Raw genomic sequence first — 25,226 nt, 5'->3', positions numbered from 1 at the left:
GATTCAGGTCGGCTGGTGGCGCGCCGCTGAAGGAATCTCGCCTGCGGTGGCGGCGGGCTTCACTCGGGTCAGGGTGACCAGACGCCGAGCAGCGATCACTGACGCTGTCGCCTGGGCGACGGCCCAGAGCACGGAGACGCCGGTGAGGCCGTAGTTGACGGCCACGGCCGCGGCGGGAGCCACGACCAGGACGGCGGCCAGAGTGGCGACCACTGTGGCTTCGAAGAGTCGCCCTTGGGCCCGGCAGAGCCCGTAGTAGACCTGCGTAACGCAGCTCAGGAGAAGTGCCGGAACGAGTACGGGAAGAAGGACCCACGCGGACGCATACTGCGGTCCGAGGAAGCTCAGGAGCAGGGGCCCGGCAACAACCAGGATCAAGCCGGCTACGAGAGTCAAGACCAGGCTGGCCCGGAGCGCTGAGGCGACGAGGCCCGGCCGCGCCCGCGTTCCCGCGAGGGCCGTCTGCAGGGTGAAGCCGGCTGACTGCGGGACGAAGAACACGGCGGAGGCCATCATCCACACTATGTACCAGGCCGCAGTGGAGGAGGGGCCAAGGGTGGATGCGACGATGAGCGGAAGCACGTAGCCGGGCGCCCGGTCGGCGAGCATGAGGGCGTGGTTGGGAAGCCCCGGTTTCAGGAGTTTCAGGGCCGGTCCGGCCCGGAGACCATGCCTCCAGTCCGGGGATACCTTGGCACGGGCAAGCTGGCGAAACCCCACGAGGACGCTGGCCAGCGCACCGGCCGCAACGGCGCCGACAACGACGGACAGGTCCCGGATTCCGACGGCGAACCCGGCCGCCAGGAAGGCCAGCTGCACAAGGCTCTGCACCAGGCTTCGGACCAGGGTTCGGTCGGCGCGTTGCTGGGCCACGCCCACATGATCCAGCTGGTACGCGCTGGCGGCCAGGAGCGCCGTGGCCAGGAACAGGACCGTGACCACGGGATCGTTCCAGGCCTCGCCCACGCCCGAGCCGAGCCACCGCGTGACCACGACCAGCAGGCCCGCGCCAAACAGGGAAGACGTAGCGACGGTGAGCAGGCTTGTGGCGACGAGGCGCCGGCCGCCGTCAGCTTCCGTCGGCAGCAGGGTCAGCGTGGCGGGGCCGACGCCGAGCATCCCCAGCTGAACGGTGAGGAGGGCGGCGGACACCACCGCGGATCCCAGACCTATTTGCTCCGGGGGAAGGACGAGGGCCGCCAGCGCCCAGAACAAAAAACCCGTGACCATCGGCGCAATCCGCGCGGCGGCAAGCCAGGCCGCGTTCCCTCCAACCGAGATGGGCTTATGGGCCGGGCGCAGGATCTCCCCAAACATGGCTCGGTAGTTGTAGAGGAGGAACCCCATCCAGTACGGCAGGAAGCGGGGAGCCTTGAAGAGGGACAGGCCCACGCCGCGCACTGTGGCCAGCAGGGGCAGCATCGCCATCCAGCCGGCACGGCCCGGATGCTTTCGGACGGTTCGGGCCATCCCGGCCCCGTCCTGGAGCCACTGGTCGCGGGCGTAGTCAAACGTGTCATCGAACCGGTGCCTGACCACGACGGAATCGGAAACGCCAAGCCGGTACCCTGCCTGCTCCAGGCGGATCCTGAGCTCCACATCTTCCCCGGAACGGAATTCGTCGTCGAACCCGACCGAAAGCAGCACGTCCCGGCGCATCAGTGTGGCGCTCACGCCGAACCAGCTGCGCACCCGGCTGTGGTTGTGGTGCCAGGCCAGCGCCGCCCCCCAATACCCGGGGCCGTCGGCTTCGCTGGCCAGACCGAACTGCAGGCCGTCGTAGCCGCCGGACTCGAATTCGTCGAGCAGCCGGCGCAGGCTGTCCGGCGGCAGGACGACGTCGGCGTCGATCAGGGCGACTACCTCACCAGTGGCGGTTCGGGCTCCGAGCATGCGCGCGGCCGGCAGGCCGCGACCTTCGTCGGAGATGACGGTTGCCCCGCACTCGCGGGCGATTGCGGCGGTGTCATCCGTCGAACAGCCGTCGACGACGATCATCTCGTGCGGATGTTGGCTGCGGATTGACTCGAGGCACTCGCGCAGCCAGGCTGCGGCATTGCGCGCCGGAACCACGACCGACACCTTCAGATCGCTCACCTGGACTCGCCTCACTCATCCAGTTTTGAGCGGACCAGGTTCGCGATGTAGTCAGAGGCCTGGTCCGCGGACCAGGCGGCGGGCAGCCGGAGCAGCCAGCAGGGAACGTCCTCCAGGGCCCGTCGCACCACGGCCGCTTTTTGGCCGAAATGATCCTCCAACGGGACGAGGCTGGTGGCACCGAGGGCCTCGACGAGCCGCCGCGACACCATGGGCAGTTCCGAATGGAAGTTGCCGACGATCCGGGACGTCATCCACTCGGCGCTTCGTGCTTCCAGCCGTGCGTCCGCGCCGTCAAAGCGTTCAAGGAAGATGGCGAGCTGGGTCGGCGCCGCGGAGGAGATCCGTTGCGCTCCGAAGACATGCTCCGGCTGCACCATGCGGTGTTCGGGGGACCATCGCCGCGTGAAGGCGGCCGTTTTCGGATAGCGGACAATGACCGGGTGGACTGCCGTGGCCAGGTGGGCCACTGGTTTTGTCATCCATCCGGGGGCCAGGGGCTTGCGGGTCCCCCGGAACATGTCCGGGTAGATGGCACGGTGGTGGGGTTTGATGAACATCGGTTTGGCGTAGCCCATGAGCATTCCGCCGGCGCCCATGAAGGCCCAGTCGTCGGCCATGAACCGCACATCGGGCATGGCGACCAGCTTCGCCACCGTGCTGGTCTTTCCGACGCCGCCCCAGGCCGGCAGGAGAACTCCGGAACCGCGGAAGTCCACCACCGCGGCATGGATCATCGCCGTCTCCTCCTGAACGCACAGGCGGTCCAGCAAGGGGATAACAGAGGTCAGGAGTTCACCGGCGCCTTCGACCCGGTAACCGTCTTTCGTCTCGATGATCTGGACGTGGTCTGCCGGGATGTAGAGGGAGTCTCCGGTGAAACGGTAGGCATCCTCCGCGTGCGACTGGCTGGAAATCGGCGATATCTGTCCGCCGACGGTTATCCGCCGTGGCGCACTGGAATCCCCCAGGAACGGGGCGAACATATCCCGCAGTTGCGGTTCACCCGGAGTCCCGGCCTCCACATCTATGCCTACGATCCCGTGGACGTCGAAGGAGGCTCCTGCAGACGCACTAATCGGCTGTTTCACGTCGCGTTCAGACTGGCTCATGATCCAAGCTTTCTGGGGTCGGGGTCCTGCGGTCAGGTGGTTCAGGGTGCAGATGATGCACCGGGCGGTGTAAGGGGACGGATGCGTCATCTGCTCGTGTCACTGGACTTCCCTCCAGGCATCTTCCGCCGACACCGGGGCCGGTTTCAGCGGGACGGGTGCGGCAGGCAGGCGGCGCCCGCGTACATAGCCGCTCGCGGTGGCCGCGAGGACGGCGATGATGACGGCCGCTCTGCCGAGTCCGGCCGGGTCTTCGCCGCGCAGCCAGCCGCGGATTCCGGCAAACACCGCCCGGGGCAGGACCTGCCGCACGTAGCGCCGTTCGGGGCCTAGTGCCCGCTTGTGGCCGACCACCCTGCTGACCTGCGCTTTGGAGATCCCTTCGGACCAGGAGCGTGCCAGCATGTAGCGCAGGGTGCCGCGCGGGGCAGGGACGTGGTGGTGCACCAGGGCCGCGGGTTCATAGACCACCCGGGAGCCGGGAGCGCCGATTACGGCGCGGATGCATAGCTCGGTTTCTTCGCAGCCCAGCGGGGTGGCGTCCTGGCGTCCCAAAGCTGTGTTGAATCCTCCGACTCGGCCCAGGACATCGGCTCGGAAGGACATGTTCGCGCCAATGACGTTGCGGACCTCGGCGGCGACTTTAGGCATTCCCCGGTACGTGCACCCGACAATCCAGTCGAGCTCGTTGGCGAAGTGGCCCGGCCGCCCTGCTTCCCAGAGCGGTTCCACCCGGCCGCCCACGGCCAGGACGTCGGGGTCGTCGTAGAGGGCGACGAGCCGCTCGATCCAATCCGGCGCGGCCTCGGCGTCGTCGTCGAGGAAAGCCACGATCTCTGCCTTGGCAACGGAGGTTCCGGTGTTTCGTGCGCCCGAAAGGCCCTTGGGGCCGCTATTTTCGACAATTACCGCGTCCGGGACGGTGAAGATCAGCCGCTTGTACAGGTCCACGTTGTAATCGACGACGACGATCGTCTGCTTGGGCGGGACGGTCTGGGTGCGCACCGAGTCCAGGGCGCCCATCAGCATGTCCCACCGGTCCTCGGAATAGGAGCAAATCACCACAGATACTGCCGGCAAGGCTGAATGCTCGGACATCTTATTCACCTGCCCTTATGCCCAGAACGCTGCTGGGATCGGTGGGGACGTGTGGGAACACCACACTGGGGTACTTGTACTTGACCCTCCGCAGGGCCTCGGGGCGGGCTCCGGCGGTTGGAGCCTCCCAGCTCACTCGCTCGCGGGCAAGGGTGCGCAGAACCCGCCAGCCGTCCCGGAAGGTGTGCAGGTTCGACTGTCCCGAGATGCGCGACAACTCGTGGCTGGGGACCTCGGCAATGCGCAGGCCGGCCCGTGACGCCCGCACAATCAGTTCCGTCTCGATCTCGAAGCCGTCCGACTCCAGCTCCAGAATGTCAACGCATTCACGGCGGAGGGCGATGTAACCGTAGCAAAGGTCCGAGTAGTCGCTGTGGAGAACGGCATTGGCCAGCCCGGTGAGCAACTTGTTTCCCCCGCTGCGCAGCCACGTGAGATCGTCTGAGCCGCCGCCCGTCACATAGCGTGAGCCTTTCACGAAGTCGTATTCGTGCTGGAGTGGAGTCACCAGCCAGCCGATCTCCTGGGGGTCCATGCTGCCGTCGCCGTCAAGCATGACGATGATGTCGCCGGAAGCCGCGGCAAAGCCGGCCCGCACCGCGTTGCCTTTGCCCGGGCGGGGTTCGGCCACCACCACGACGTCCAGACGTAAGGCCCGCGCGACGTCGACTGTGGCGTCCAGGGAACGGCCGTCAACGATTACCACCTCATCCACGTAGGAGGGCATTCGCCGGAGCACCCACGGCAGGTTCATTGCCTCATTCAGAGTGGGAATGACCACACTGACGGAGGGATTTGCCGGAGGGGGCGTCGTTTGGGGGCGCGCGTTCGGCTTGAGATTCGGGATGGACACTGGCCTCACCACTCAATGACGTGTTTCTGCTCGTCTCAACTGCAGCGCTTCCCGGCCGCTCAATCCGGAAACTAGACCCAACGCTGACGCTTACAGTTGCCGACAACTTAGTAAATTACCCCAGGGTTAAAGTCTGGTCACGGCACCTTGCATTAACCTTGGATTAACTTGATGATTCAACTAAAATGGTCGGTAAACGGTTGATGGACCGAGGCCTCCATGCGACACTGGCCGGATGCGGACATACGTGCGTAGGGGGCGCGTGCCGATGAATCGCCGTCTCCCTCTCGCTTCCCGGGTCGTGCTGTTTCCTGCCATGGTTCTTGCCTCCGCCCTGGCGCTGGCCGGGTGCGGCTCCGATGCCGCTCCCCGCGGTGAGCGGCCGCTGTTCACGTCTGTTTCGCCCTCGCCGGCCGCTCCGTCAGCCGCCCAACCCGCCGGGTCCCCGTCCGCTGGCTCCCAGCCAGGGGTCCCGACCGGGTCTGCCGAAGGCGGCGCCGCGACTGAGCCAGCTCCGGCGGCGGCCAGCCAGCCTGCTCCCGGGTCGGGAAACGGCCAGGCACCGCTCCCGGCCCGGACCACGGATGTGTCGATGACGGCCAATCTGCCAGGCTGGAAGCAAGTGTTTGTCGAGGACTTCTCCGCTGGCGACGTCCCGCTGGGCGGCTTCCCCGGCCCCCTCTACAGCGCACGATGGAGCGCCGGCTACAAGGACGGGACCCCGGACACTGCCGGGCAGAAAAACCCTGGAAAAACCGGCTACTACCCGTCGAAAGTCCTCAGCGTCCGCAACGGCTCGCTGGACTGGTACCTGCACACGGAAAACGGGATCACGATGGGGGCGGCGCCGATGCCCAAGATCCCAAACGCCAGCTCCAATCCGCCGCGGGCCAACAGTCTCCTCTACGGCCGGTATTCGGTCCGCTACCGGGCTGACGCGCTGCCGGGCTTTAAGACGGCCTGGCTTCTGTGGCCGGATAGCGGCATCTGGCCTCGGGACGGCGAGGTCGACTTCCCGGAAGGGGACCTCGCCAAAATCATCTACGGCGCCGTACATTACGATCGCAACGGCGCGGACGCCTTCGATAAGCTGGATTCGGACCAATCCGTCACATCCTGGCATGTGGCCACCATGGAATGGAGCCCCGGTCGGATCGAGTTCTTCCTGGACGGGCGGTCCTTGGGCGTCAGCACCAACGCGCCGACGACACCCATGCACCTGATTCTGCAGACCGAGTCCTGTCTGACCGGCTGCCCTGCCCCGGAGGCCCAGGGCCACGTGTCCCTCGACTGGATCAGCGTCTGGGTGCCGGCCTGATTTTCACGGCTCTACCGGATCGTGCAGGGGCCGTGCAGCGGCCGTAACCCGAAGCGCGCCCGGCACCGGGCTTTCACCTGCGGCGGAGGGTGAAGGAATCCGTGAAGGTGTATCCCTCGGCCGGAACGAAGCGGGCCGCCAGTTGGTCCGCCGTCGCCGTGACATCGAGTGTCCCGAAGGCCGGATCCCGGTTCTTTCCGGACGTGCTGGCGAAGTAGCCCATTTCCGGGTCATCGGATTTCACGTTGTAGAGTCCGACGCCGCCCACTCCCACCGTGGCGAACACGGTTCCGGAGCCCTGGTTCATGGAGTTGCCGGTATCGGCCAGGCAACCGGAGGTGAAGGTGGCGGGAACGAGTTCCGCGCAGTCCCCGCCCCTCGCCAGCTGGTGGGTCCGCTGATAGATGTGGTCGTGGCCGGACAGGACGAGGTCCACTTTCTTATCGATCAGCATGTTCGTGAAGTCCTTTCCCGCCTGGCAGTCATAGTTGCCGACGCTCAGGCAGGGGGTGTGCATGCCCACCACCGTCCACGGGATGTTCTGCGATTTGGCCCCGTCGATCGCGTCGGCGGTCCAGCGCCAGCGTTCGCTGTCCCTTGAGTAGTCCAGCGGCTCCCCGCCCCGGAAATCGATGCCGGGGGAGACCATAATGAAGCGGACCACGGGATTCTGCTCGGGAACATCGACGCGCCATTGCGTCCCGTATTCGCCCTGGAGGCCAGGCAGCCTGTTGGGCAGGCACTGGACAAATTTCTCGATGTCGCCCTCGTGGCCGTCGCTCTCGTGGTTCCCTGTCACCAGTTGGTAGGGAAAGTCCCCGCCGAGGCGTGCGGTGACCATGTCGCAGAACTGCTGTTCGATGCCGGCTTTGTACGTGAAGTCGCCGAGGGCGAGGTTCAGTTGGGGGCGGAGGCCGGCAACGACGTCGAGCACTTTCTTGGCGCCCGAACTGACGCCGATATCGCCTTGGGCGGTGAAGTGCACGGCTTCACCGGACGACGGCGCGGGACCCGACGTCGGCGTGCCCGGCCCCGGTGCCGAACCCGACGACGGCGTGCCGGGGCTTGGGCGTGGTGCGGGCTCCGGCGGCCCGGGCTGGCAGGCGGAAAGCAGCAGGCTCAGGATCAGCAGGCAGGCGCCCAGACCGGCCTTGCCACGTTTCCCCAGGGACCTGGCCACGATTCCTCACGTCACTCGGTTAATCAGGACTGTGTTAGTCAGCGCTGCGTTGGTCGGCACTGTGCGAATAGTTCTGCGAAATTGGGTGATTGCCCGGCGTCTATAGGCCAGAGTAACCCGGCCGTGGAGTGAAGGCCAGAGACCGCGTTGACCCCCGGCCGCGGAATCAGTCGGGGAATCAGGAGCCGTCCCGGTCGCCCGATCAGGCGCCGTCACAGGCGACGTCACGGGCGCTGTCACAGGCGCCGGAAGTCCGGAATCCGCACGCCCGGCGTCAAGTGCCTGCGGGACCCTAGCCCGGGAGGGGGTTCCTCGTTAGCATGCAGGGTGGGGGAATACCCCGATCGCTCTGGCGGGACAGGCCCGCCCCGCTCGAAGGAGACCGTTGTGACGCTGCCCGAAGGTTTGACCCCCGGAGTGTGGACACTGGACATGTCCCACAGCGAAGTCGGTTTTAGCGTCCGCCATGCGGGCATCAGCAAGGTCCGTGGCCGCTTCAACGAGGCCTCCGCGGAGGCCCGGGTGCGCGCTTCCTTGGCCGACGCGAGCCTGCACGCCACGGTCAAGACCGCGAGCTTCGATTCGGGGGACGCCAACCGCGACAACCACGTCCGCGGCGCCGACTTCTTCGACGTCGAGAAGTACCCCGAAATGACCTTCCGGGCCACCGGGATCCGGGGCGACGGGGAGGACTATGTGCTGACCGGAGACCTGACGATCCGCGATGTCACCAAACCCGTGGATCTGGAAGTCGAGTTCACCGGGGTCGCGGTGGACCCGTTCGGCGCCACCCGGGCCGGCTTCAGCGCAGAGGCGGACATCAGCCGCAAGGAATTTGGCCTGACCTGGAACGCCGCCCTGGAAGCCGGTGGACTGCTGGTCAGCGACAAGGTCAAGATCAGTGTTGAAGCCGCCATGGTCAAGCAGGCCGACGCCTCATAACCGGTCAGCCGGAAGCGGTACCTGGGGGTCGGGTCCGAAGCCAGGGATTATTCCGGGCCGCCCCTCAGGCCGAATGTCACTCCCACGGGCGAGAATGGATCCATGAAGACACTTCTGAACATCATCTGGCTGCTCTTTGGCGGCCTGTGGCTGGCCCTCGGATACTTCTTTGCCGGAATCGTTTGCTGTCTGCTGGTTGTCACCATTCCGTGGGGCATCGCCTCGTTCCGCATCGCGTCCTATGCGTTGTGGCCGTTCGGCCGCATGGTGGTGGACAAGCCCGGCGGACACGGCGCGTTTGCCCTGCTGGGCAATGTCATCTGGCTGCTGGTGGCGGGCATCTGGATCGCGATCGGGCACGTTGTCACGGCCTTCGCCATGGCCATCACGATTATTGGCATCCCGCTGGCGATCGCCAACCTCAAGCTCATCCCGGTCTCGCTGATGCCCCTGGGCAAGCAGATCGTCCCGAGCAACACGCCCTATGTGACGGCCTACAGCCACGACCGCCGCTACTAGGGCGGCGGCGCAGCCGGCGGAACCTGGGGGACACTTCCGCCACCGGATCCACGGAAATCGAGGGAGAGGATCATGAGCGAACTGGCGTCCGGGGACACAGACCTCATGCTGGTGATTGTCCGCGAGTTCAGGGCTCCGATCCGGGTAGTCTGGTCCGCGCTGACGGACCCGGACCAGGCTCCGGAGTGGTGGGGCCCGCGCGGCTTCCACGTCCCGCGCGAGAGCATCGACGCAGACTTCGAAGTCGGCGGCCTGTACCGCGCCTGCATGATCCAGGACAGTACCGGGCAGGAATTCTGGTGGAGCGGGGTGCACACGGATATCGAGCCGCCGCAGCTGTTTGTGTTCACCCATGCCTGGGACAAGCCGGACGGCACCCGAGGCTTCGAAACCGAGGTAACCATCCAGCTGGACGAGATCGACGGCGGCACCCAAATGACGTTCACCCAGGGCCCGTTCGACTCCGCGGCCAGCCGCGACCGCCACGGCGAAGGGTGGCGGGAGTCGTTCGACCGGCTGGCGAATCACCTCAGCGTGGCCGCCTAAGCCTCACCACTGAGCGCAGCCACGCGATCCTACGGGCGGCGGCTGCCGCTGCGCCGCGGGTACGCCGTTCACCCGAGTTCGCCCTGCAGGTTTCGGCGGGCAGCCTCCAGCCACAGCCCGCGCCCGCGGTCAGTGTGAAACAGCGGATCAAGCTGGAGGAGTTGGCGGACGACGGCGGCGCGGCCGGCCGCGAAGTCGGCGTCGCCGATGTGGGCGAAGTCTTCCCTGACGGCGGCCAGATAGCGGGCGTAGGCCTCCGGTTCCCCGCCGAGGACGGAGAGATCGGCGTCGCTAAGCAGGGCGCCGGCGTCGTCGCCCGGCTCCGGACGGTGGTCCGCCGTCAGCAGCACCAGTCGCGCCACCTCATCCACTTCGTCGGCCGGGAGTCCGGCGTGCCCGAGCCGGTCTTCGGCCAGCCGCGCCGATTCTTCCTCATCCTGGCCCGCGACGCCGCGGTACACGGCATCGTGGAACCACGCGGCCAGCACCACGGCCCGTGGCGGACCGGCCGGGTCGCAGAGCAGGTCCAGGGCCTCCAGCACGGCCAGCAGGTGGGTGCGGCCGTGGTATTTCCGGTGCTCCTCGCCCCAGCGGTCCAACAGGTCCAGGAACAGGGCGTCGTGGCCCGGCAGTACCTCGTTCCAGCGGTTCAGGAGCGGCACCCGGAGGGACTTTCCGCGCCGGCGGGCAGGAATCCGCAACCCGCTGGCAATCAGCTTCCGGACCAGGACCCGGCCCTCCACGGGGACAGCGCCGGCCGCCACCAGGGCCTCGTACCGGGCCTCGGCGACGTCATAGTGGTCGCCGTCGAACGCCCGCCCCGGAATGCCAGCGGACGCGGCGAAGGCGTGCAGCTCCTCAAGCGAGGTGTCCGACACGAGGTGGGAAAAGCGGGTTCCGTGGGCAGGCCAAAGCGGCGGATCGACGTAGACGGCCATGGAGGCAGTCTAGCGCCGACCGCGGACACCGGCCCGGGCGTCGGACGTGCGCCAGCCGGAACTACGCCGGCCCGGCCTACGGTGGCCGGAACTACGCCAGCCCGGCCCACGGTGGCCGGGCTTACGCCGGCCGGGCTTACGCCGACCGGGCCTACGCCGACCGGGCCTACGCCGGCCGGGAGGGCTCCGGCGTGCCATGCCCGGCGTCACAAAGCCTGCTTATGCGGATATTTCTCAGTGAATAAACCGCAAATGAGGAATAGTGTGGAGTTATGCCCAAGATTCGCGTCTCCGAAGCAGCCCGCTTTCTCGGCGTTAGTGACGACACCGTCCGGCGCTGGATCGAACAGGGAAGCCTGACCCCGCTCAAGGATGATTCCGGCCGGCTGGCTGTGGACGGCCTTGAGCTCGCCCGGCTCGCCCGGGAACAGGCCCAGCTTCCGGAGGACCCTGCCCGGGTGGGCAGCTCCGCCCGGAACCGTTTCGTGGGACTCGTGACCGCCATTACGGCCGATACCGTGATGGCGCAGGTGGAGCTGCAGTGCGGGCCTTTCCGCGTCGTGTCACTGATGAGCAGCGAAGCCGTGCGAGACCTCGGGCTGGAACTCGGCTCCGTCGCCACCGCCGTCGTTAAGGCCACCACAGTGATCATTGAAACGCCTAAGGGAAAGAGCCTCGCATGAGCCTCCGCACGAGGATCGCTGCCGTCGCCATGGCTGCAGCCATGGCCGCTGCCGCCGCCGGTTGCGCCGCTTCAACCGGCCAAAATTCCCCGGCCAGTGACTCCGGGAAGACTCTCACCGTGTTCGCTGCAGCATCGCTGAAGGCCCCCTTCACCAAACTCGCCACCACCTTCGAGGAAAGTCACCCGGGCACGAAAGTGGCGTTGAGTTTCGCCGGGTCATCCGACCTCGTCACCCAGATCAGCCAGGGAGCCCCCGCGGACGTTTTTGCCTCGGCGGACACCAAGAACATGGCCAAGCTCGCTGACGCCGGCCTGTTGGGCGGTGCGGCCGCGATTTTCGCCACCAACGTCCTGGCGATCGCCGTCCCGCCGGCCAACCCGGCCTCGATCGCGTCTTTCGCCGACCTTGCCCGTCCCGGGGTCCGGGTGGTGGTCTGCGCCGGCCAGGTCCCCTGCGGTACCGCCACCGCCGCCGTCGAGAAAGCCACCGGCGTGACGCTGAAACCGGTCAGCGAGGAATCCGCCGTCACCGACGTCCTGGGCAAAGTCACTTCGGGCGAGGCCGACGCCGGCATCGTCTACGTGACGGACGTCAAGGCTGCCGGTGACAAGGTCAAGGGGATTCCCTTCGCCGAAGCGGACAAGGCCATCAACACCTACCCCATCGCCACGGTCGGTTCCAGCAAGAATAAGGAACTGGCCGCGGCCTTCAATGCACTCGTTACCGGTGCCGAAGGTAAAAAGGTCCTGAGCGATGCCGGGTTCGGCACGCCGTGAGACGCGCATGAGGCACGGCTATCAGGGTGTCCCGCGCTGGATCTACGTCCTCGCCGCGGCGGGGGCCCTGTTCGTCCTGCTGCCCCTGGCCGCCATCGTCGCGAAGGTCAACTGGGCGGAGTTCCTGCCGCTGGTCACGTCGGAGTCGTCCCTGACCGCGCTGGGATTGAGCCTGCGCACCTCCGCGGCCAGCACGGTGCTGTGCATCGTGCTGGGCGTGCCGCTGGCCCTCGTCCTGGCCCGCGGGCAGTTCCGCGGTCAGCGGCTCCTCCGCTCCTTCGTGCTGCTGCCGCTCGTCCTGCCGCCCGTCGTCGGCGGCATCGCGCTGCTCTACACTTTTGGCCGGCAGGGTCTGCTCGGCCGCTCGCTGGAACTGGCCGGTATCCAGGTCGCCTTTTCGACGACGGCGGTGGTCCTGGCCCAGACCTTCGTCGCACTGCCGTTCCTGGTAGTGAGCCTTGAAGGGGCCCTGCGCTCGGCCGGGAGCCGGTACGAGGCCGTCGCCGCGACTCTGGGCGCCCGCCCCACCACGGTGCTGCGCCGCGTAACCCTTCCCCTGGTGCTGCCCGGGCTGGCGTCCGGCGCCGTACTTTCGTTCGCGCGCAGCCTTGGCGAATTCGGCGCCACGCTCACGTTTGCCGGCAGCCTGCAGGGCGTCACCCGGACCCTGCCGCTGGAGATCTACCTGCAGCGCGAGACCGACGCCGATGCCGCCGTCGCGCTGTCCCTGCTTCTTGTCGCGGTGGCGGTCGCCGTCGTCGGGCTGTCCTACCGGCGCCCCGGGGTGGCCGGCGGGCGCGGACCCAGCGGGGCTCAACGCGCAACGCGGGACGGGGCACCGGAGCCGGCACCGGAGAGAGTGGCGCCGTGAGTGTCCGGATTGACGCCGCCATTGCCGCCCGCGGCTTTGACGTGTCCATGAGCCTGGCGCCGGGAGAAACCGTAGCCGTGCTGGGCCCCAACGGGGCCGGCAAGTCCACGCTGCTGTCGGTCATTGCGGGCCTGCTCCGGCCGGATACGGGCAGGGGCGAGGTGGACGGAAAGGTCCTGTTCGACCTCGGCCCCGCGACGAACACCTGGACGGCGCCCCACCGGCGCGGCACCGCCCTCCTGGCACAGGAGCCGCTGCTGTTTCCGCACCTGAGCGCGCTGGACAACGTGGCCTTCGGCCCCCGCAGCGCCGGCGTGCCCAGGGCAGCGGCCCGGGAAACCGCGCGGCACTGGCTGGCCGAAGTCGACGCCCTCGACCTCGCGTCCCGGCGCCCCGGGGACCTCTCCGGAGGCCAGGCACAGCGGGTGGCCGTGGCACGCGCGCTGGCCGCCGACCCCGAGGTGCTGCTCCTGGATGAACCCATGGCGGCCCTGGACATCCACGCCGCGCCGCTGCTGCGCCGGCTGCTCAGGCGCGTCCTCGCCGGGCGCCGGGCCGTCGTTGTCACCCACGACGTCCTGGATGCCTACATGCTCGCCGACCGGGTGATCGTCCTGGAAGAGGGCAGGATCACCGAGGAAGGCCCGGTCCGCGAGGTGCTCCGGCGCCCGCGCAGCCGATTCGCCGCCGGTCTCGCCGGGCTGAACCTGGTGGCCGGTACCGTTACCGCCGCCGGTATCCGTTCGCCCGAGGGGCTGGAATTTGCCGGCCAGCATGATGCACCGCTCGTCCCCGGGCAGGCAGGCGTGGCCGCATTCCCGCCGTCGGCCGTGTCCGTTTTCCTCTCCGAAGCGCACGGCAGCCCGCGGAACTCGTTCCGGGTGAGGCTTACTGACCTCGAGCCGCACGGGGACCAGATACGGGTCCGCGCCGGCGAGTTGGCGGCCGACATTACGCCGGCCGCCTCCGCGGACCTCGGCCTGGCACCGGGGCTGGAGGCCTACTTCGTGGTCAAGGCCGCGGCGGTGTCCATCTACCCGGCGTAGGTTTTTGTCTTGGCAGGGGGTGGTTGGCGCGGCTGGTGCTGATTAGTCCCGGGCCGCTTAGTCCCGGGCGGCGCGGACCGGATGCTGGCTGACGATGGAGACACGGTTGAACGCGTTCATCGTGATCGCCAGCCAGCTGACGGCAGAGAACTCCTCGGCTGTCAGGTGCCTGCGGGCCTGGGCGCCCTCGCGGTCGCGGGCGTGGGCGTCGGAGATGGTGGTGATGGCCTCGGCCAGGGTCAGGGCTGCCCGTTCCTTGTCGGAAAAGAGGGCGGTGTCGCGCCAGGCGGTGAGTACGGCCAGGCGCTGGGCCGACTCGCCGTTCTTGACGGCATCGCCGACATGCAGATCCAGGCAGTAGGCGCAGCCGTTGATCTGCGAAATACGGACATTGAGCAGCTCGATCAGCTTCCCGTCCAGGCCGGCCTCTGCGGCAGCTTCTTTGGCTTTCAGGCCCAGACCGTTGAGTGCACGCCAGGCGGCAGGATGTTCCTTGTCCAGGAAGACACTCCGGTGCCCGGGATTCTGCGGTGCCGACGTCTCGTTCATGGATTCCACAATACCGACGAGCTCCCGCGTGCCCCGGAGCGTCGTGTGACAATTTTGTCAAACATATGACAAGCTTTGGAGGTGGGAGTGATTGGCCCGACGGCTGGTTCCTTGGGGGACCCGGCCGCCGTGCCGCTCCTTCCCGGCGTGCCGCTCCTTGCCGGCGGGGCTGGCTGAGCCGAGTTGTGCCAAGCCGTGCTGCGGTCCGCCAGGTCCCGCTGCGGGACATGCCCCGCGTCCGGCCCTGGTTGCGGACATATCCGGTGGTCGCGCCGACTACGGAGGACATGTCCAGCGGTCGCCTACCCCAGCAGCGGACATGTCCAGTTTTCAGATCCACGACTGGGCATGAGGGGAGGATGTCCACTCGCGCAGGTCAGCCGCGGCCATGTCCCGCAGTCACGAGCTTCAGCGGAGGACATGCCCCTCTGTCACACGGTGTAAGGGGCGACATGTCCAGCCTTCAACGCGGTGCGGAGGGCGTGGGCATTAACGCCCAGCTTCAGGGGCACAAAGCAATTCATCGCTGCGCGTCGAGGGGCGCCGGACATGCTCATTGGCCGGCCCTGGGGTGGCGGACATGCTCATTGGCCGGCCCTGGGGTGGCGGACGGGTTCATTCTTGGTGCCGACCCTGCTCATTTTGGGTGCAGGCTCGGGTGGGCATGCTCATTCTGGATGCGGGCTCGGGTGGGCATGCTCATTTCTCGCGCCCGGGTGAATTGGGCATGTCCAGGCTTTGATTCGAACGGTGGGCATGGGCATCGGCCTGCTGTGGCCTGTGGGGACATGCTCATTCCCAGCGCCGAATCCAGGGCCATGCTCGTTTTTCGCGCCCGTATGGACGGGACATGTTCATTCCTGGATCCGAACAGTGGACATAGTGGGATTATGTCCATTCCTGGCGGACAGCGGAGCGCATGTTCCGTGGCAGCAGCGGACAGGGTCGCAGGTGTGCGGCCCGGGCCCCGCACCCCGCGGCCCGGGCCCCGCACCCCGCACCCCCGCACCCACGGGCCCCGCGGTCCAGCGCGGCCCGTGCAGGCGGGGGACTCCGGCCCTAGACAGCTGTTTCGCCGTCGGCAAACATGGACCCAAAGGGACCTAATGCAAAGTTGAGTGGAGTAGACTCAACTTTAATATCAGCATGTTCCCGGAAGGAGCTCTCTTTGGACGCCAAATTCACCACCAAGAGCCAGGAGGCTCTTGCGGCTGCCGCCATGAACGCCTCGACGGCGGGAAACCCGCAGCTTGAGCCTGCCCACCTGCTCAAGGCGCTCATGGATCAGCGGGAGGGCGTTGCCGTCGCACTGCTCCGCGCCACGGGCACGGACCCGGATTCTGTCAGCGTCCAGGCCAGCTCCGCCATCAAGTCACTTCCGTCCACCTCCGGCAGCTCTGTGCAGCAGCCGCAGCTGTCCCGCACCGCCCTGCAGGCCATCAAGAATGCCCAGAACGAGGCCGAGCGCCTCGGCGACACCTTCGTCTCCACCGAGCACCTGCTGCTGGGGCTGGCATCCGGAAGTGACGCCGTCGGCAAGCTCATGCGCGACGCCGGTGCCTCCCACGAGGCTCTGCTCGCCGCCCTGCCCGGGGTCCGCGGCGACCGCAAGGTCGACAACGCCGACCCCGAGAACACCTTCCAGGCGCTGGAGAAATACGGCACCGACCTCACCGCGATCGCCCGCTCCGGAAAGCTGGATCCGGTGATCGGCCGCGACGCCGAGATCCGCCGCATCATCCAGGTCCTGAGCCGCCGCACCAAGAACAACCCCGTCATCATCGGCGAACCCGGCGTGGGTAAGACCGCCGTCGTCGAAGGACTTGCCCAGCGGATCGTCGCCGGAGACGTCCCCGAAAGCCTGCGCGGCAAAACCCTGATCGCTCTGGACCTTGCGTCCATGGTGGCCGGCGCCAAATACCGCGGCGAATTCGAGGAGCGGCTCAAGGCCGTCCTGGAGGAAATCAAGAGCTCCGAGGGCCAGATCGTCACGTTCATCGACGAGATCCATACGGTGGTCGGGGCCGGTGCCTCCGGGGACAGCTCCATGGACGCGGGCAACATGCTCAAGCCCATGCTGGCCCGCGGCGAGCTCCGGCTGATCGGCGCCACCACTCTGGATGAATACCGCGAGAACATCGAAAAGGATCCCGCCCTGGAACGCCGCTTCCAGCAGGTCTTCGTCGGGGAGCCGAGCGTGGAGGACACCATCGGCATCCTGCGCGGCCTCAAGGAGCGCTACGAGGCCCACCACAAGGTCGCCATCGCCGACTCCGCACTGGTCGCCGCCGCCACGCTTTCCAACCGCTACATCTCCGGGCGGCAGCTGCCGGACAAGGCGATCGACCTCGTGGACGAGGCAGCGTCCCGGCTGCGCATGGAGATCGATTCCGCCCCGGAGGAGATCGACCAGCTGCGCCGCTCCGTGGACCGCCTGACCATGGAGGAACTGGCCCTGGCCAATGAAACCGATCCCGCGTCGGTGGAGAGACTCGCCGCGATCCGGGCGGACAAAGCGGACAAAAATGAAGAGCTGGCCGCCCTTAACGCCCGCTGGGAAGCCGAGAAAGCCGGCCTAAACCGCGTCGGCGACCTCAAAGCCAGAATTGACGAACTGCGCTCCGCCGCCGAGAAGTTCCAACGCGAAGGCGACCTCGAGGCGGCCTCGCGGATCCTTTACGGCGAACTGCCCGCCCTCGAGCGAGAACTCAATGAAGCCGCTGAGGCGGAGTCGGCCCGGGTGGCCGGCGGCGGGGCCAAGCAGGATCTCATGGTGGCCGACGAGGTCACCGCCGACGACATCGCCGAGGTCATTTCGGCCTGGACCGGCATTCCCGCCGGGCGCATGCTGCAGGGCGAGAGCCAGAAGCTGCTGGACATGGAGCACGTCCTGGGCGAGCGGCTGATCGGCCAGAAGAAGGCCGTCGCCGCGGTCTCCGACGCCGTACGCCGCGCCCGCGCCGGAATCAGCGATCCCAACCGGCCCACCGGCTCGTTCCTGTTCCTCGGTCCCACCGGCGTCGGCAAGACCGAGCTCGCCAAGTCCCTCGCCGACTTTCTCTTCGACGACGAGCGCGCGATGGTGCGGATCGACATGTCCGAATACTCGGAAAAGCACTCCGTGGCGCGCCTCGTCGGGGCCCCTCCCGGGTACGTCGGCTACGAGGAAGGCGGCCAGCTGACCGAGGCCGTCCGGCGCCGGCCCTACTCGGTGCTGCTGCTCGATGAAGTGGAAAAGGCCCACCCGGAGGTCTTCGACATTCTCCTGCAGGTGCTCGACGACGGCCGTCTCACTGACGGCCAGGGTCGCACTGTGGACTTCCGCAACGTGATCCTGGTGCTCACCTCGAACCTGGGCAGCCAGTTCCTGGTGGACCCCACCCTCGACGCCGAGGCCAAGAAGAACGCCGTCATGGCCACCGTGCACGCCTCCTTCAAGCCGGAGTTCCTGAACCGGCTGGATGAAGTGGTGCTGTTCGATCCGCTGAGCGTGGAGGAGCTGTCCCGCATTGTGGAGCTGCAGGTCAAGGAGCTGGGCGAACGACTCAAGGGCCGCCGGCTGAACCTTGAAGTCACCGAGGGCGCCCGCGCGTGGCTGGCGGTAACCGGCTTCGATCCCGCCTATGGCGCCCGGCCGCTGCGCCGGCTGGTGCAGCGCGAGATCGGCGACCGGCTGGCCAAAGCCATCCTGGCCGGCGAGATCTCCGACGGCGACACGGTTGTGGTGGACACCGCGCCCGACCTCATGGAACTCACCATGGGCGGGCCTGCGGTCACAGACCGGCCCGACGGCGGCGCGTCCACCGGCAGCGGCCTCTCGGTCCGGCGCAAGGAGTAGGCGCCGCCAGAAACAGAAAGTTAAACGCCACTGGCAGCCGGGTCATCCCGGCTGCCAGTGCGCTAAGCCCGGTTCGCTAAGGCCACGCCACGCCAGGCCAGGGCCGGGCAGGGTGGGGCAGGGCTCTAGGGAAGCAGGGACTCCATGATGACGTTCCCGCCGTCCGTCACGGCATAGCAGTCCACCCGGCGGTCGCCCTTGTTCCAACTGCTCGAACTCGGGTAGGCCAGCTTGTAGCTCAGCGCGTAGTCGCCGGCCTTGTCTGTCAGGGGTGCGTCCTTGCAGGCATCGCGCGCCTTCTGCTTGAGCGCATCCCGACCGGGGTAGGAGTCATCTGCCGCGTACCTCTCCACGGCGACCAACTGGGCCGAATGGCCGGTGGAGCAGTCCACGATCGTGGACTGCTCGGCATTCGGGTCGAAGTCCTTGAAGCAGTCACGCAACTGGAAGTCCAGGGGGCTGACGCCTTCCAGCGGCAAGGCTCCCCGGCTGGCCGACGCCGACGCCGACGAGGGTGCGGGGGTCGGGCCGCTGCTATCCGCGGAGGGCTGGGCGCTGCCGGCAAACGAGGCCACCGCCCACCACACCAGAAACCCGAGGACGACGAGCACACCCGCGGCCATGCCGAGCCGCTTGGCCCCTTGCCGGCGGATCCGGCGGGCAAGGGGGCGTGCGGTGTCTGAGATTGCTGTGGTGATGCCGGTGAGGCTGACGCCTGGGAGCTTCGCGGACAGGCGGTTGGCCGCGGACGGTTTCGTGGCCGAGTCGTCGGCCTGGGGCATCCCGGCGATCGTATCCGCCGGAGATGTCGCGGTCCGTTCCGGGTCGGCCGTCACAACGGGTAGGGCGGACGTCGGCAGCCTCGAAGGCGGCGGCGGGACGGCCCCGACGTCGTGCCTTGGATTCTCTTCAGTCACTGAGAAATTCACCACTTCCGTGCATCTTTGCCGGGGCTGGAGGCCCGGCATTGTCACCCTTTTCCGGGCGCACATCACGAAACTCTATCGAAGAAGCGAGTCGGGGCGCATACGCCGGGGGCGGCGACGGCGGCTTCCGGAGGCGCAACACTGTCCACAGGGGGCGGCCCGGCAAGCAGTTGACGCCGAAAGCATGTAATCTAGGTGTACGACAAATTGACCAAACATTCCGGGGCCTCACCGATCGCCAAAGGTGACCACCTCCGGTCCAAGTACAAAAGGGGGTCACGCCATGGGGCGCGGCCGTCAAAAGGCAAAAGCTACCAAGCAGGCTCGGGACATCAAGTACTACTCCCCGAACACTGACTATTCGGCCCTTCAGCGCGAGCTCACGGGCCCGGGAAGTCGTGCCACGAACCACTTCACGGATGACCCGGTCGAGCCGGATTATTCGGCGTATGTGGATAAGTACGCGGACGATTTGGAAGACGACGACGACGAGGTAGATACCCGTCGGATTGGTTAGTCGACGCTTCCTCCCGGGAGCTTTGTCCGGGGGGAACCTTCCGGCACTGCGGTGCCAGCCATAGATTTTCAGGCCGCCGGCCACACCTGTGCTTCAGGCGTGGCCGGCGGTTTTTCTTAAGCCCTCGGACGGACCACGTCGCGACGCCGCGCAGTTGTCACCGCCGGGGCCCCGGGCTACGTTGATCGTGCCGGATTTTCCCGGACACGACGCCGACGCCCGGAAGGACAGCCATGACCATGCGCACAGGATTCGCCGAGGGCGAACTCTGCTGGACGGACCTCCAGACCAGCGACGTGGAGGCGGCGAAGGCCTTCTACGCTGAAGTTTTCGGCTGGCGTTACGAAAACCTGCCCACCCCGGACGGGCGCAGTTATGCGAAGGCCTTCCTCGGCGATGACCTCGTGAGCGTCATCGCCCCGCAGACCCCCGGGCAGGAATCCGCGGGCCAACCGGGCTGCTGGAACGTGTATTTCGCCACCGACGACGCCCAGGACCTGGCTGCCGAACTGGCCCATTCCTCCGGACATCTTGAGTTCGGCCCCGAGGCCGTCGGCGACACCGGCGTCATGGTCTTCTTTGCCCCGCCCGGCGGCGGAACCACGGGTGCCTGGCAGGCCGGCAGCCACTTCGGAGCTGCCCGGAGCCAGGAGACCGGAGCCCTGGCGTGGGCCGAGCTGCTGACGCCCGAGCCGCAGGCCGCCGTCGGGCTCTTCCAGCAGCTCTTCGGGCATGAGGTGACCGAATACCCCCAGGACGACGGCGGCACGTACACCACGCTCATGGTGGACGGCACCGAGGTGGCTGGGATCGCGCGGGTGCCCGGCGATGCGCAGGACACCCTGCAGCCCTGGTGGCAGGTCTACTTCGGCGTGTCCGACGTCGCGGAAGCAGTGAAGGCGGCGGTGGCCGCGGGCGGCGTCGTGCTGGTGGCACCGGATGAGGGAGAACCGGAGGACGCCGAGGAAGCCGGCACCATCGCCACGCTCAGGGACCCGCAGGGCGGCGTCTTCAGCGTGCTGGAGGTTTAGGGCCGCGGCTTGAGCGCATCGAGTGCTCCATAACTGCCGTTTTCAGGTCTCAAAACGGCAGTTATGGAGCACTCGACGTCGGGTCGGGCCTTTAGGCGTAGGCGTTGACCAGGCGGACCGCGCCGCCGTCGACGCCCTTGGCGCCCTGGACGTAGTCGGGGCCGGACTTGATGATCGAATCCGAGTTCTCCTCCACCGTGCCCATGATCCAGGACGGCAGGCCGCGGTCGTTGAGCCGGTTCACGGCGGCGTCGGCGGCCTCCGGCGAAACGATGGCTACCATGCCCACGCCCAGGTTCAGGGTGCGCTCGAGGTCGGCCAGCGGGACGTTGCCGAGCTCGGAGACCAGCTTGAAGATGGCCGGCAGTTCCCACGTGGCGCGGTCAACGGTGGCCAGCAGGCCCTGCGGGAGCACGCGGGCGAGGTTGGCCGCGAGGCCGCCGCCGGTGACGTGGCTGAAGCCGTGCACGGCCTTGCCGCCCGCGGAGCCGTTCACCGGGAAGGTGCGGGCGAGGTCCAGGCAGTCGGCGGCGTAGACGCGGGTGGGCTCAAGGAGCTCCTCGCCCAGGGTGCGGCCGAGTTCGGAGACCTGGCGGTCCAAGGCCCAGCCTGCGTGGTTGATGACGCGGCGGACCAGGGAGTAGCCGTTGGAGTGCAGGCCCGAGGAGGCCATACCGATCACGACGTCGCCGGCGCGGACACGGTCCGGACCCAGCAGGGCGTCGGCCTCGACCACGCCGGTGGCTGCACCGGCGACGTCGTACTCATTTTCGCCGAGCAGGCCGGGGTGTTCGGCGGTCTCGCCGCCCACCAGGGCGGTACCGGCGACCGAGCAGGCGGCCGCGATGCCGCGAACGATGTCCGCGATACGTTCCGGCACGACCTTGCCGCAGGCGATGTAGTCGGTCATGTACAGCGGCTCGGCGCCGACCACGACGATGTCGTCCACCACCATGCCGACGAGGTCAAACCCGATGGTGTCGTGGATGTCCATGGCCTGCGCAATGGCCACCTTGGTGCCGACCCCGTCGGTGGACGTGGCCAGGAGGGGCCGCTTGTAGGTCAGCAGCCGGGAGACGTCGTAAAGACCTGCGAACCCGCCGACGCCGCCGATCACCGAGGCGTTGTGGGTTGCCTTCACGGCATCCTTCATGAGTTCGACGGCGCGGTCTCCCGCTTCGACGTCGACGCCGGCGGAGGCGTAGGTGATGCCAGCGTTCTGGGCGGCGTTCATGTCAGCGGCCGGGGAGGCGGAAGTCATACTGGCTCTTTCTTGTCGGCTTTGGTGACGCGGTCGGCATCGGTGAGCAGTTCTTCGAATTCGGAGTCCGGCCCCGGATCGCAGCCCGTGGCGCCGGCCTTCTCGGCCGGGTCGTCCGAGATCGAGGTGCCGGGTTCGGCGTCGGGGGAGTCGGACGTGGCCTCTGCCGGTGCGGCCGGCGCGGAAGCGTCCGCTCCGGGAGCAGCTCCGCCGGCGGCGGGAAGACCGCCGAGGTCCGTGCGCTCGAGCAGGTTCTTGCCGAGCTTGTCTGCGCCGGGCAGCTCGATCGGGTACTTGCCGGTGAAGCAGGCGGTGCAGAGGCGTTCGCGCGGCTGCCGGGTGGCGGCGATCATGCCGTCCTCGGAGATGTAGGCCAGCGAGTCGGCGCCGATCGCCTGGGAGATCTCGTCGATGGTGGCGCCGTTGGCGATCAGTTCCGCGCGGGAGGCGAAGTCGATGCCGTAGAAGCACGGCCACTGCACCGGCGGGGAGGAGATCTTGACGTGCACGGAGGCGGCGCCGGCTTCGCGGAGCATCCGGACGATGGCACGCTGGGTGTTGCCGCGGACGATCGAGTCGTCCACCACCACGACGCGCTTGCCGCGGATCACCGATTCCAGGGCGTTGAGCTTGAGCCGGATGCCGAGCTGCCGCAGGGTCTGTGACGGCTGGATGAAGGTGCGGCCCACGTAGGCGTTCTTGACGAAGCCGTGCGCGAAGGGGATGCCGGATTCCTCGGCGTAGCCCACAGCGGCGGGCGTGCCGGATTCCGGGACCGGAATGACAATGTCCGCTTCCTGGGTGTTCTCGCGGGCCAGCTGGCGGCCCATCTCCACCCGGGATTCGTAGACTGAGCGGCCGGCAATGGCGGCGTCCGGGCGGGCAAGGTAGACGTATTCGAAGACGCAGCCGGCCGGGGTCGCGTCGGCGAAGCGCTGGGAGCGGACGCCGTCCTCGTCGATCGCGATGAATTCGCCGGGCTCGATTTCGCGGATGAAGCTCGCGCCGACCGTGGCCAGGGCTGACTGCTCGGAGGCGACCACCCAGCCGCGCTCCAGCCGGCCGAGGCACAGCGGGCGGATGCCGTATGTGTCGCGGGCCGCGTAGAGGGTTCCCTCATCCATGAAGACGAAGCAGAAGCCGCCCTTGATCTTGGGCAGGAGCTCCAGGGCGGTCTGTTCTAGGGACTTGCCCGCTTCACCCTCCAGGAGCGCCGTGACCAGGGCGGTGTCCGAGGTGTTGCCCTGTTTCATCTCGCCGCTCAGGTTTCCGCCGTTGCGGTCCGTGATCATGGCTTTGAGCTCGGCCGTGTTCGTCAGGTTACCGTTGTGGGCCAGCGCCACGGTGCCCGTGGAGGTCGCGCCCAAGGTGGGCTGGGCGTTGGCCCAGTGGCTCGCACCCGTAGTGGAATAGCGGCAGTGGCCGACGGCCAGGTGCCCGGTCAGGGTGTTTAGCGTAGCCTCATCGAAGACCTGGGATACGAGCCCCATGTCTTTGTAGACGTTGATCCGCTTGCCGTCGCTGGTTGCAATACCAGCCGACTCCTGACCACGGTGCTGCAATGCATACAGCCCGTAATAGGTAAGTTTTGCTACTTCTTCACCGGGTGCCCAGACCCCAAAGACGCCGCATGCGTCCTGAGGGCCTTTTTCGCCTGGGAGAAGATCATGAGAAAGTTTTCCATCGCCGCGTGCCACTGGTCGATTATCTCACGATGTGCGCTAAGACTTTTCCGGCGCCCGGTTTATGACCTGCCGGCAGGCTCAGGCGCGGCTCAGGCGCGGTTCTCGCCGTCGGCGTCGGGTGCGGAGTCCGGAACGGACTCGACGACGGCGCGCTCGGCGCGGCGGACGCTGATCCGGTCCAGCACCAAGGCCGCCACGGCACCTAGAATGACGCCGCCGGCCGCGCAAAGGACCATGAAGAAACCAAATACGGAGCCGCTGTCGTAGCTGGCATCACCCGGGAGGGCGTAGGCGATGATGGCCGCCGCAACGACGCCTACGAGCCCGCCCAGGATCAGGAACGGCACGTACTTCGGCGCCCGCCGGACGGTGACCTCGCGTCGCTCCGGGACGCTGCCGGGGGCTGACTCCCCGTGGGGTTCGGTGCCTGCGGTGCCGGGGGTTTCGTGGGAAGACATGCCGTTAAGCCTACTGCCCTTCGACTCATTGCCGGAGACCCGTTCCGGGAGCAGACTGGGGCTAGGAACAGACGAGCCAAGGATCCGCCATGTTAGCCTCAGCCGACCGCGTTCGCGACCAGCAGCGCCTGCTCTGGGATGAGTTCTCGGCGGGCTGGAAGAAGTGGGACGTTGAACTGCTTGACTGGCATGCCCCGTTCGGGGACGCCCTGCTCGAGGAGCTCCGGCTGCGCCCCAACTCCTGGGTCCTGGATGTCGCGGCAGGCACGGGGGAACCTGCACTCAATGTGGCCGGTCAGGTGCCGGACGGGCGGGTGGTCCTCGCTGACATTTCCGCCGGTATGCTCCGCGTGGCCGAAGAAAAGGCATTGACCCGGGGCCTGCACAACCTGGACTTCAAGGTTTGCGACGCTGCTGCCATGCCCTTTGGTGACAACACGTTTGACGCCGTGTACTGCCGCTTCGGTTTGATGTTCTTTCCGGTCATGTCCGCGGCCATGCGCGAGATGGCGCGCACCGCCAAGCCGGGCGCCCGGGTCGGCGCCGTCGTCTGGGGACGCGCCGCCGAGAACCCGTGGGCCAGCCTGATCCTGGGCACGATTGCCCGGCACCGCGAGCTGCCCATTCCGCCCGCAGGGACTCCGGGGCTTTTCCGCTGTGCACCCACCGGGTTCATGACGCGGATGTTCACGGACGCCGGGCTGGTAGACGTGACCGAGCGCAAGGTCAGCACCGACCTCGTGTTCGAATCCCCGGAGAGCTATTGGGAATTCATGACCGACATCGCGACCACAGTGGCGATGGGGCTGGCCAAGGCGGACGAGAAGTCTCGGGCTTTGATCCGCTCGGACGTATTCGCGTTGCTGGGCCGCTATGAGCACGACGGCGCCATCCAGCTCCGGTCCACCGCCACGGTGGTAGCCGGGACCAAGGTGTAGGCAGCCGGCCGGTTTTCGCGCCGTTTTCGGACCGGCGCGTC

The 25,226-nt window shown here is 67.4% G+C and carries 23 protein-coding genes; 12 read left to right on the top strand and 11 right to left on the bottom strand.

Translation table 11 applies throughout. The annotated features are described in order from the left end of the window. Positions 1–3: 3 nt before the first annotated feature. The 4 genes from ABD243_RS12105 to ABD243_RS12090 form a co-directional block, all read right to left on the bottom strand. Positions 4–2,097 carry a glycosyltransferase gene (locus ABD243_RS12105; protein ID WP_344365914.1) on the bottom strand — a complete coding sequence of 698 codons (2,094 nt, stop codon included), beginning with the start codon at positions 2,095–2,097 and terminating at the stop codon, positions 4–6. Between the two features lie 11 nt (positions 2,098–2,108). Then, positions 2,109–3,209 (bottom strand): hypothetical protein, encoded by a 1,101-nt coding sequence (locus ABD243_RS12100; RefSeq protein WP_344365912.1) that lies wholly within the window; start codon positions 3,207–3,209, stop codon positions 2,109–2,111. A gap of 99 nt (positions 3,210–3,308) precedes the next feature. After that, positions 3,309–4,307 carry a glycosyltransferase family 2 protein gene (locus ABD243_RS12095; RefSeq protein WP_344365909.1) on the bottom strand — a complete coding sequence of 333 codons (999 nt, stop codon included), beginning with the start codon at positions 4,305–4,307 and terminating at the stop codon, positions 3,309–3,311. Between the two features lies 1 nt (position 4,308). Further along, a complete protein-coding gene (locus ABD243_RS12090) occupies positions 4,309–5,088 on the bottom strand; it encodes a glycosyltransferase family 2 protein (protein ID WP_344365906.1) in 780 nt (259 codons plus the stop codon). A gap of 664 nt (positions 5,089–5,752) precedes the next feature. Between ABD243_RS12090 and ABD243_RS12085 the strand changes: the two genes are divergently transcribed. After that, a complete protein-coding gene (locus ABD243_RS12085; protein WP_344365904.1) occupies positions 5,753–6,478 on the top strand; it encodes a glycoside hydrolase family 16 protein in 726 nt (241 codons plus the stop codon). Positions 6,479–6,551: 73 nt separating this feature from the next. Here the strand turns inward: ABD243_RS12085 and ABD243_RS12080 are convergent, their stop codons facing one another. After that, positions 6,552–7,658 (bottom strand): metallophosphoesterase, encoded by a 1,107-nt coding sequence (locus ABD243_RS12080; protein WP_344365902.1) that lies wholly within the window; start codon positions 7,656–7,658, stop codon positions 6,552–6,554. Between the two features lie 387 nt (positions 7,659–8,045). Between ABD243_RS12080 and ABD243_RS12075 the strand changes: the two genes are divergently transcribed. The 3 genes from ABD243_RS12075 (at position 8,046) to ABD243_RS12065 (ending at position 9,665) form a co-directional block, all read left to right on the top strand. Further along, positions 8,046–8,600 carry a YceI family protein gene (locus ABD243_RS12075; RefSeq protein WP_344365899.1) on the top strand — a complete coding sequence of 185 codons (555 nt, stop codon included), beginning with the start codon at positions 8,046–8,048 and terminating at the stop codon, positions 8,598–8,600. Positions 8,601–8,702: 102 nt separating this feature from the next. Continuing rightward, on the top strand, positions 8,703–9,119 hold the full coding sequence (locus ABD243_RS12070) for a YccF domain-containing protein (RefSeq protein ID WP_091252775.1): 417 nt from the start codon (positions 8,703–8,705) through the stop codon (positions 9,117–9,119). 72 nt (positions 9,120–9,191) lie between these two features. Continuing rightward, entirely contained in the window at positions 9,192–9,665 is a 474-nt protein-coding gene (locus ABD243_RS12065) for an SRPBCC family protein (protein WP_091252778.1), read from the top strand. A gap of 68 nt (positions 9,666–9,733) precedes the next feature. On the opposite strand, the gene ABD243_RS12060 is transcribed toward ABD243_RS12065, so the two are convergent. Continuing rightward, positions 9,734–10,603, bottom strand: a complete 870-nt coding sequence (locus ABD243_RS12060) for a DUF4031 domain-containing protein (protein WP_344365893.1) — start codon at positions 10,601–10,603, stop codon at positions 9,734–9,736. 272 nt (positions 10,604–10,875) lie between these two features. Here ABD243_RS12060 and ABD243_RS12055 point away from each other — a divergent pair, with 272 nt between their 5' ends. Genes ABD243_RS12055 through ABD243_RS12040 form a run of 4 tightly spaced genes read left to right on the top strand, consistent with a single transcriptional unit; the run spans position 10,876 to position 13,982 of the window. Then, positions 10,876–11,286: a TOBE domain-containing protein gene (locus ABD243_RS12055; protein ID WP_116767221.1), complete on the top strand. Its 411-nt coding sequence runs from the start codon at positions 10,876–10,878 to the stop codon at positions 11,284–11,286. Beyond that, a complete protein-coding gene (modA, locus tag ABD243_RS12050; protein ID WP_344365888.1) occupies positions 11,283–12,065 on the top strand; it encodes a molybdate ABC transporter substrate-binding protein in 783 nt (260 codons plus the stop codon). The genes ABD243_RS12055 and modA overlap by 4 nt, the downstream gene beginning before the upstream one ends. Before the next feature lie 7 nt (positions 12,066–12,072). Next, positions 12,073–12,936 carry an ABC transporter permease gene (locus ABD243_RS12045; RefSeq protein ID WP_344365884.1) on the top strand — a complete coding sequence of 288 codons (864 nt, stop codon included), beginning with the start codon at positions 12,073–12,075 and terminating at the stop codon, positions 12,934–12,936. Next, entirely contained in the window at positions 12,933–13,982 is a 1,050-nt protein-coding gene (locus tag ABD243_RS12040; protein ID WP_344365878.1) for a sulfate/molybdate ABC transporter ATP-binding protein, read from the top strand. The genes ABD243_RS12045 and ABD243_RS12040 overlap by 4 nt, the downstream gene beginning before the upstream one ends. Positions 13,983–14,039: 57 nt before the next feature. Here ABD243_RS12040 and ABD243_RS12035 read toward each other — a convergent pair whose 3' ends face one another. Continuing rightward, positions 14,040–14,531 (bottom strand): carboxymuconolactone decarboxylase family protein, encoded by a 492-nt coding sequence (locus ABD243_RS12035; RefSeq protein WP_344365862.1) that lies wholly within the window; start codon positions 14,529–14,531, stop codon positions 14,040–14,042. 1,168 nt (positions 14,532–15,699) lie between these two features. Between ABD243_RS12035 and clpB the strand changes: the two genes are divergently transcribed. After that, complete coding sequence (gene clpB, locus ABD243_RS12030; RefSeq protein ID WP_116767217.1) at positions 15,700–18,369, top strand: ATP-dependent chaperone ClpB; 2,670 nt, start codon at positions 15,700–15,702, stop codon at positions 18,367–18,369. Between the two features lie 125 nt (positions 18,370–18,494). On the opposite strand, the gene ABD243_RS12025 is transcribed toward clpB, so the two are convergent. Continuing rightward, the gene (locus tag ABD243_RS12025; RefSeq protein WP_344365860.1) at positions 18,495–19,286 is read right to left on the bottom strand and encodes a septum formation family protein; all 792 of its coding nucleotides are present in this window, start codon (positions 19,284–19,286) and stop codon (positions 18,495–18,497) included. Positions 19,287–19,578: 292 nt separating this feature from the next. On the opposite strand from ABD243_RS12025, the gene ABD243_RS12020 reads away from it, so the two are divergent. Together ABD243_RS12020 and ABD243_RS12015 are read left to right on the top strand one after the other, a co-directional pair. Next, positions 19,579–19,812, top strand: coding sequence for a DUF3073 domain-containing protein (locus ABD243_RS12020; RefSeq protein WP_116767215.1), 234 nt, complete (start codon positions 19,579–19,581; stop codon positions 19,810–19,812). Between the two features lie 233 nt (positions 19,813–20,045). Then, entirely contained in the window at positions 20,046–20,843 is a 798-nt protein-coding gene (locus tag ABD243_RS12015) for a VOC family protein (RefSeq protein ID WP_344365857.1), read from the top strand. Positions 20,844–20,934: 91 nt separating this feature from the next. On the opposite strand, the gene purM is transcribed toward ABD243_RS12015, so the two are convergent. The 3 genes from purM to ABD243_RS12000 all read right to left on the bottom strand — a co-directional run bounded on the left by purM (position 20,935) and on the right by ABD243_RS12000 (position 24,247). Continuing rightward, positions 20,935–22,104 (bottom strand): phosphoribosylformylglycinamidine cyclo-ligase, encoded by a 1,170-nt coding sequence (gene purM / locus ABD243_RS12010; protein ID WP_116767208.1) that lies wholly within the window; start codon positions 22,102–22,104, stop codon positions 20,935–20,937. Further along, the gene (purF, locus tag ABD243_RS12005) at positions 22,101–23,801 is read right to left on the bottom strand and encodes an amidophosphoribosyltransferase (RefSeq protein WP_344365854.1); all 1,701 of its coding nucleotides are present in this window, start codon (positions 23,799–23,801) and stop codon (positions 22,101–22,103) included. The genes purM and purF overlap by 4 nt, the downstream gene beginning before the upstream one ends. Positions 23,802–23,878: 77 nt before the next feature. Then, positions 23,879–24,247, bottom strand: a complete 369-nt coding sequence (locus ABD243_RS12000) for a hypothetical protein (RefSeq protein WP_116767206.1) — start codon at positions 24,245–24,247, stop codon at positions 23,879–23,881. Positions 24,248–24,336: 89 nt separating this feature from the next. On the opposite strand from ABD243_RS12000, the gene ABD243_RS11995 reads away from it, so the two are divergent. After that, positions 24,337–25,185, top strand: a complete 849-nt coding sequence (locus ABD243_RS11995) for a class I SAM-dependent methyltransferase (protein ID WP_344365850.1) — start codon at positions 24,337–24,339, stop codon at positions 25,183–25,185. Positions 25,186–25,226 lie beyond the last annotated feature (41 nt).

It is taken from the genome of Arthrobacter humicola (assembly GCF_039531445.1).
Taxonomy (GTDB): domain Bacteria; phylum Actinomycetota; class Actinomycetes; order Actinomycetales; family Micrococcaceae; genus Arthrobacter; species Arthrobacter humicola.
Note: the sequence above shows the minus strand (reverse complement) of the source record. Positions and strands in the feature narration are given on the sequence as shown.

Excerpts from the sequence above, each read along its gene's own strand:
- ABD243_RS12045 (WP_344365884.1), top strand. The coding sequence starts at position 12,073 with ATGAGGCACGGCTATCAGGGTGTCCCGCGCTGGATCTACGTCCTCGCC.
- modA (WP_344365888.1), top strand. The coding sequence starts at position 11,283 with ATGAGCCTCCGCACGAGGATCGCTGCCGTCGCCATGGCTGCAGCCATG.
- ABD243_RS11995 (WP_344365850.1), top strand. The coding sequence starts at position 24,337 with ATGTTAGCCTCAGCCGACCGCGTTCGCGACCAGCAGCGCCTGCTCTGG.
- ABD243_RS12085 (WP_344365904.1), top strand. The coding sequence starts at position 5,753 with ATGACGGCCAATCTGCCAGGCTGGAAGCAAGTGTTTGTCGAGGACTTC.
- ABD243_RS12060 (WP_344365893.1), bottom strand. The coding sequence starts at position 10,603 with ATGGCCGTCTACGTCGATCCGCCGCTTTGGCCTGCCCACGGAACCCGC.
- ABD243_RS12000 (WP_116767206.1), bottom strand. The coding sequence starts at position 24,247 with ATGTCTTCCCACGAAACCCCCGGCACCGCAGGCACCGAACCCCACGGG.
- ABD243_RS12020 (WP_116767215.1), top strand. The coding sequence starts at position 19,579 with ATGGGGCGCGGCCGTCAAAAGGCAAAAGCTACCAAGCAGGCTCGGGAC.
- ABD243_RS12100 (WP_344365912.1), bottom strand. The coding sequence starts at position 3,209 with ATGAGCCAGTCTGAACGCGACGTGAAACAGCCGATTAGTGCGTCTGCA.
- ABD243_RS12015 (WP_344365857.1), top strand. The coding sequence starts at position 20,046 with ATGACCATGCGCACAGGATTCGCCGAGGGCGAACTCTGCTGGACGGAC.
- ABD243_RS12065 (WP_091252778.1), top strand. The coding sequence starts at position 9,192 with ATGAGCGAACTGGCGTCCGGGGACACAGACCTCATGCTGGTGATTGTC.
- ABD243_RS12055 (WP_116767221.1), top strand. The coding sequence starts at position 10,876 with ATGCCCAAGATTCGCGTCTCCGAAGCAGCCCGCTTTCTCGGCGTTAGT.
- purM (WP_116767208.1), bottom strand. The coding sequence starts at position 22,104 with ATGACTTCCGCCTCCCCGGCCGCTGACATGAACGCCGCCCAGAACGCT.
- ABD243_RS12095 (WP_344365909.1), bottom strand. The coding sequence starts at position 4,307 with ATGTCCGAGCATTCAGCCTTGCCGGCAGTATCTGTGGTGATTTGCTCC.
- ABD243_RS12070 (WP_091252775.1), top strand. The coding sequence starts at position 8,703 with ATGAAGACACTTCTGAACATCATCTGGCTGCTCTTTGGCGGCCTGTGG.
- ABD243_RS12035 (WP_344365862.1), bottom strand. The coding sequence starts at position 14,531 with ATGAACGAGACGTCGGCACCGCAGAATCCCGGGCACCGGAGTGTCTTC.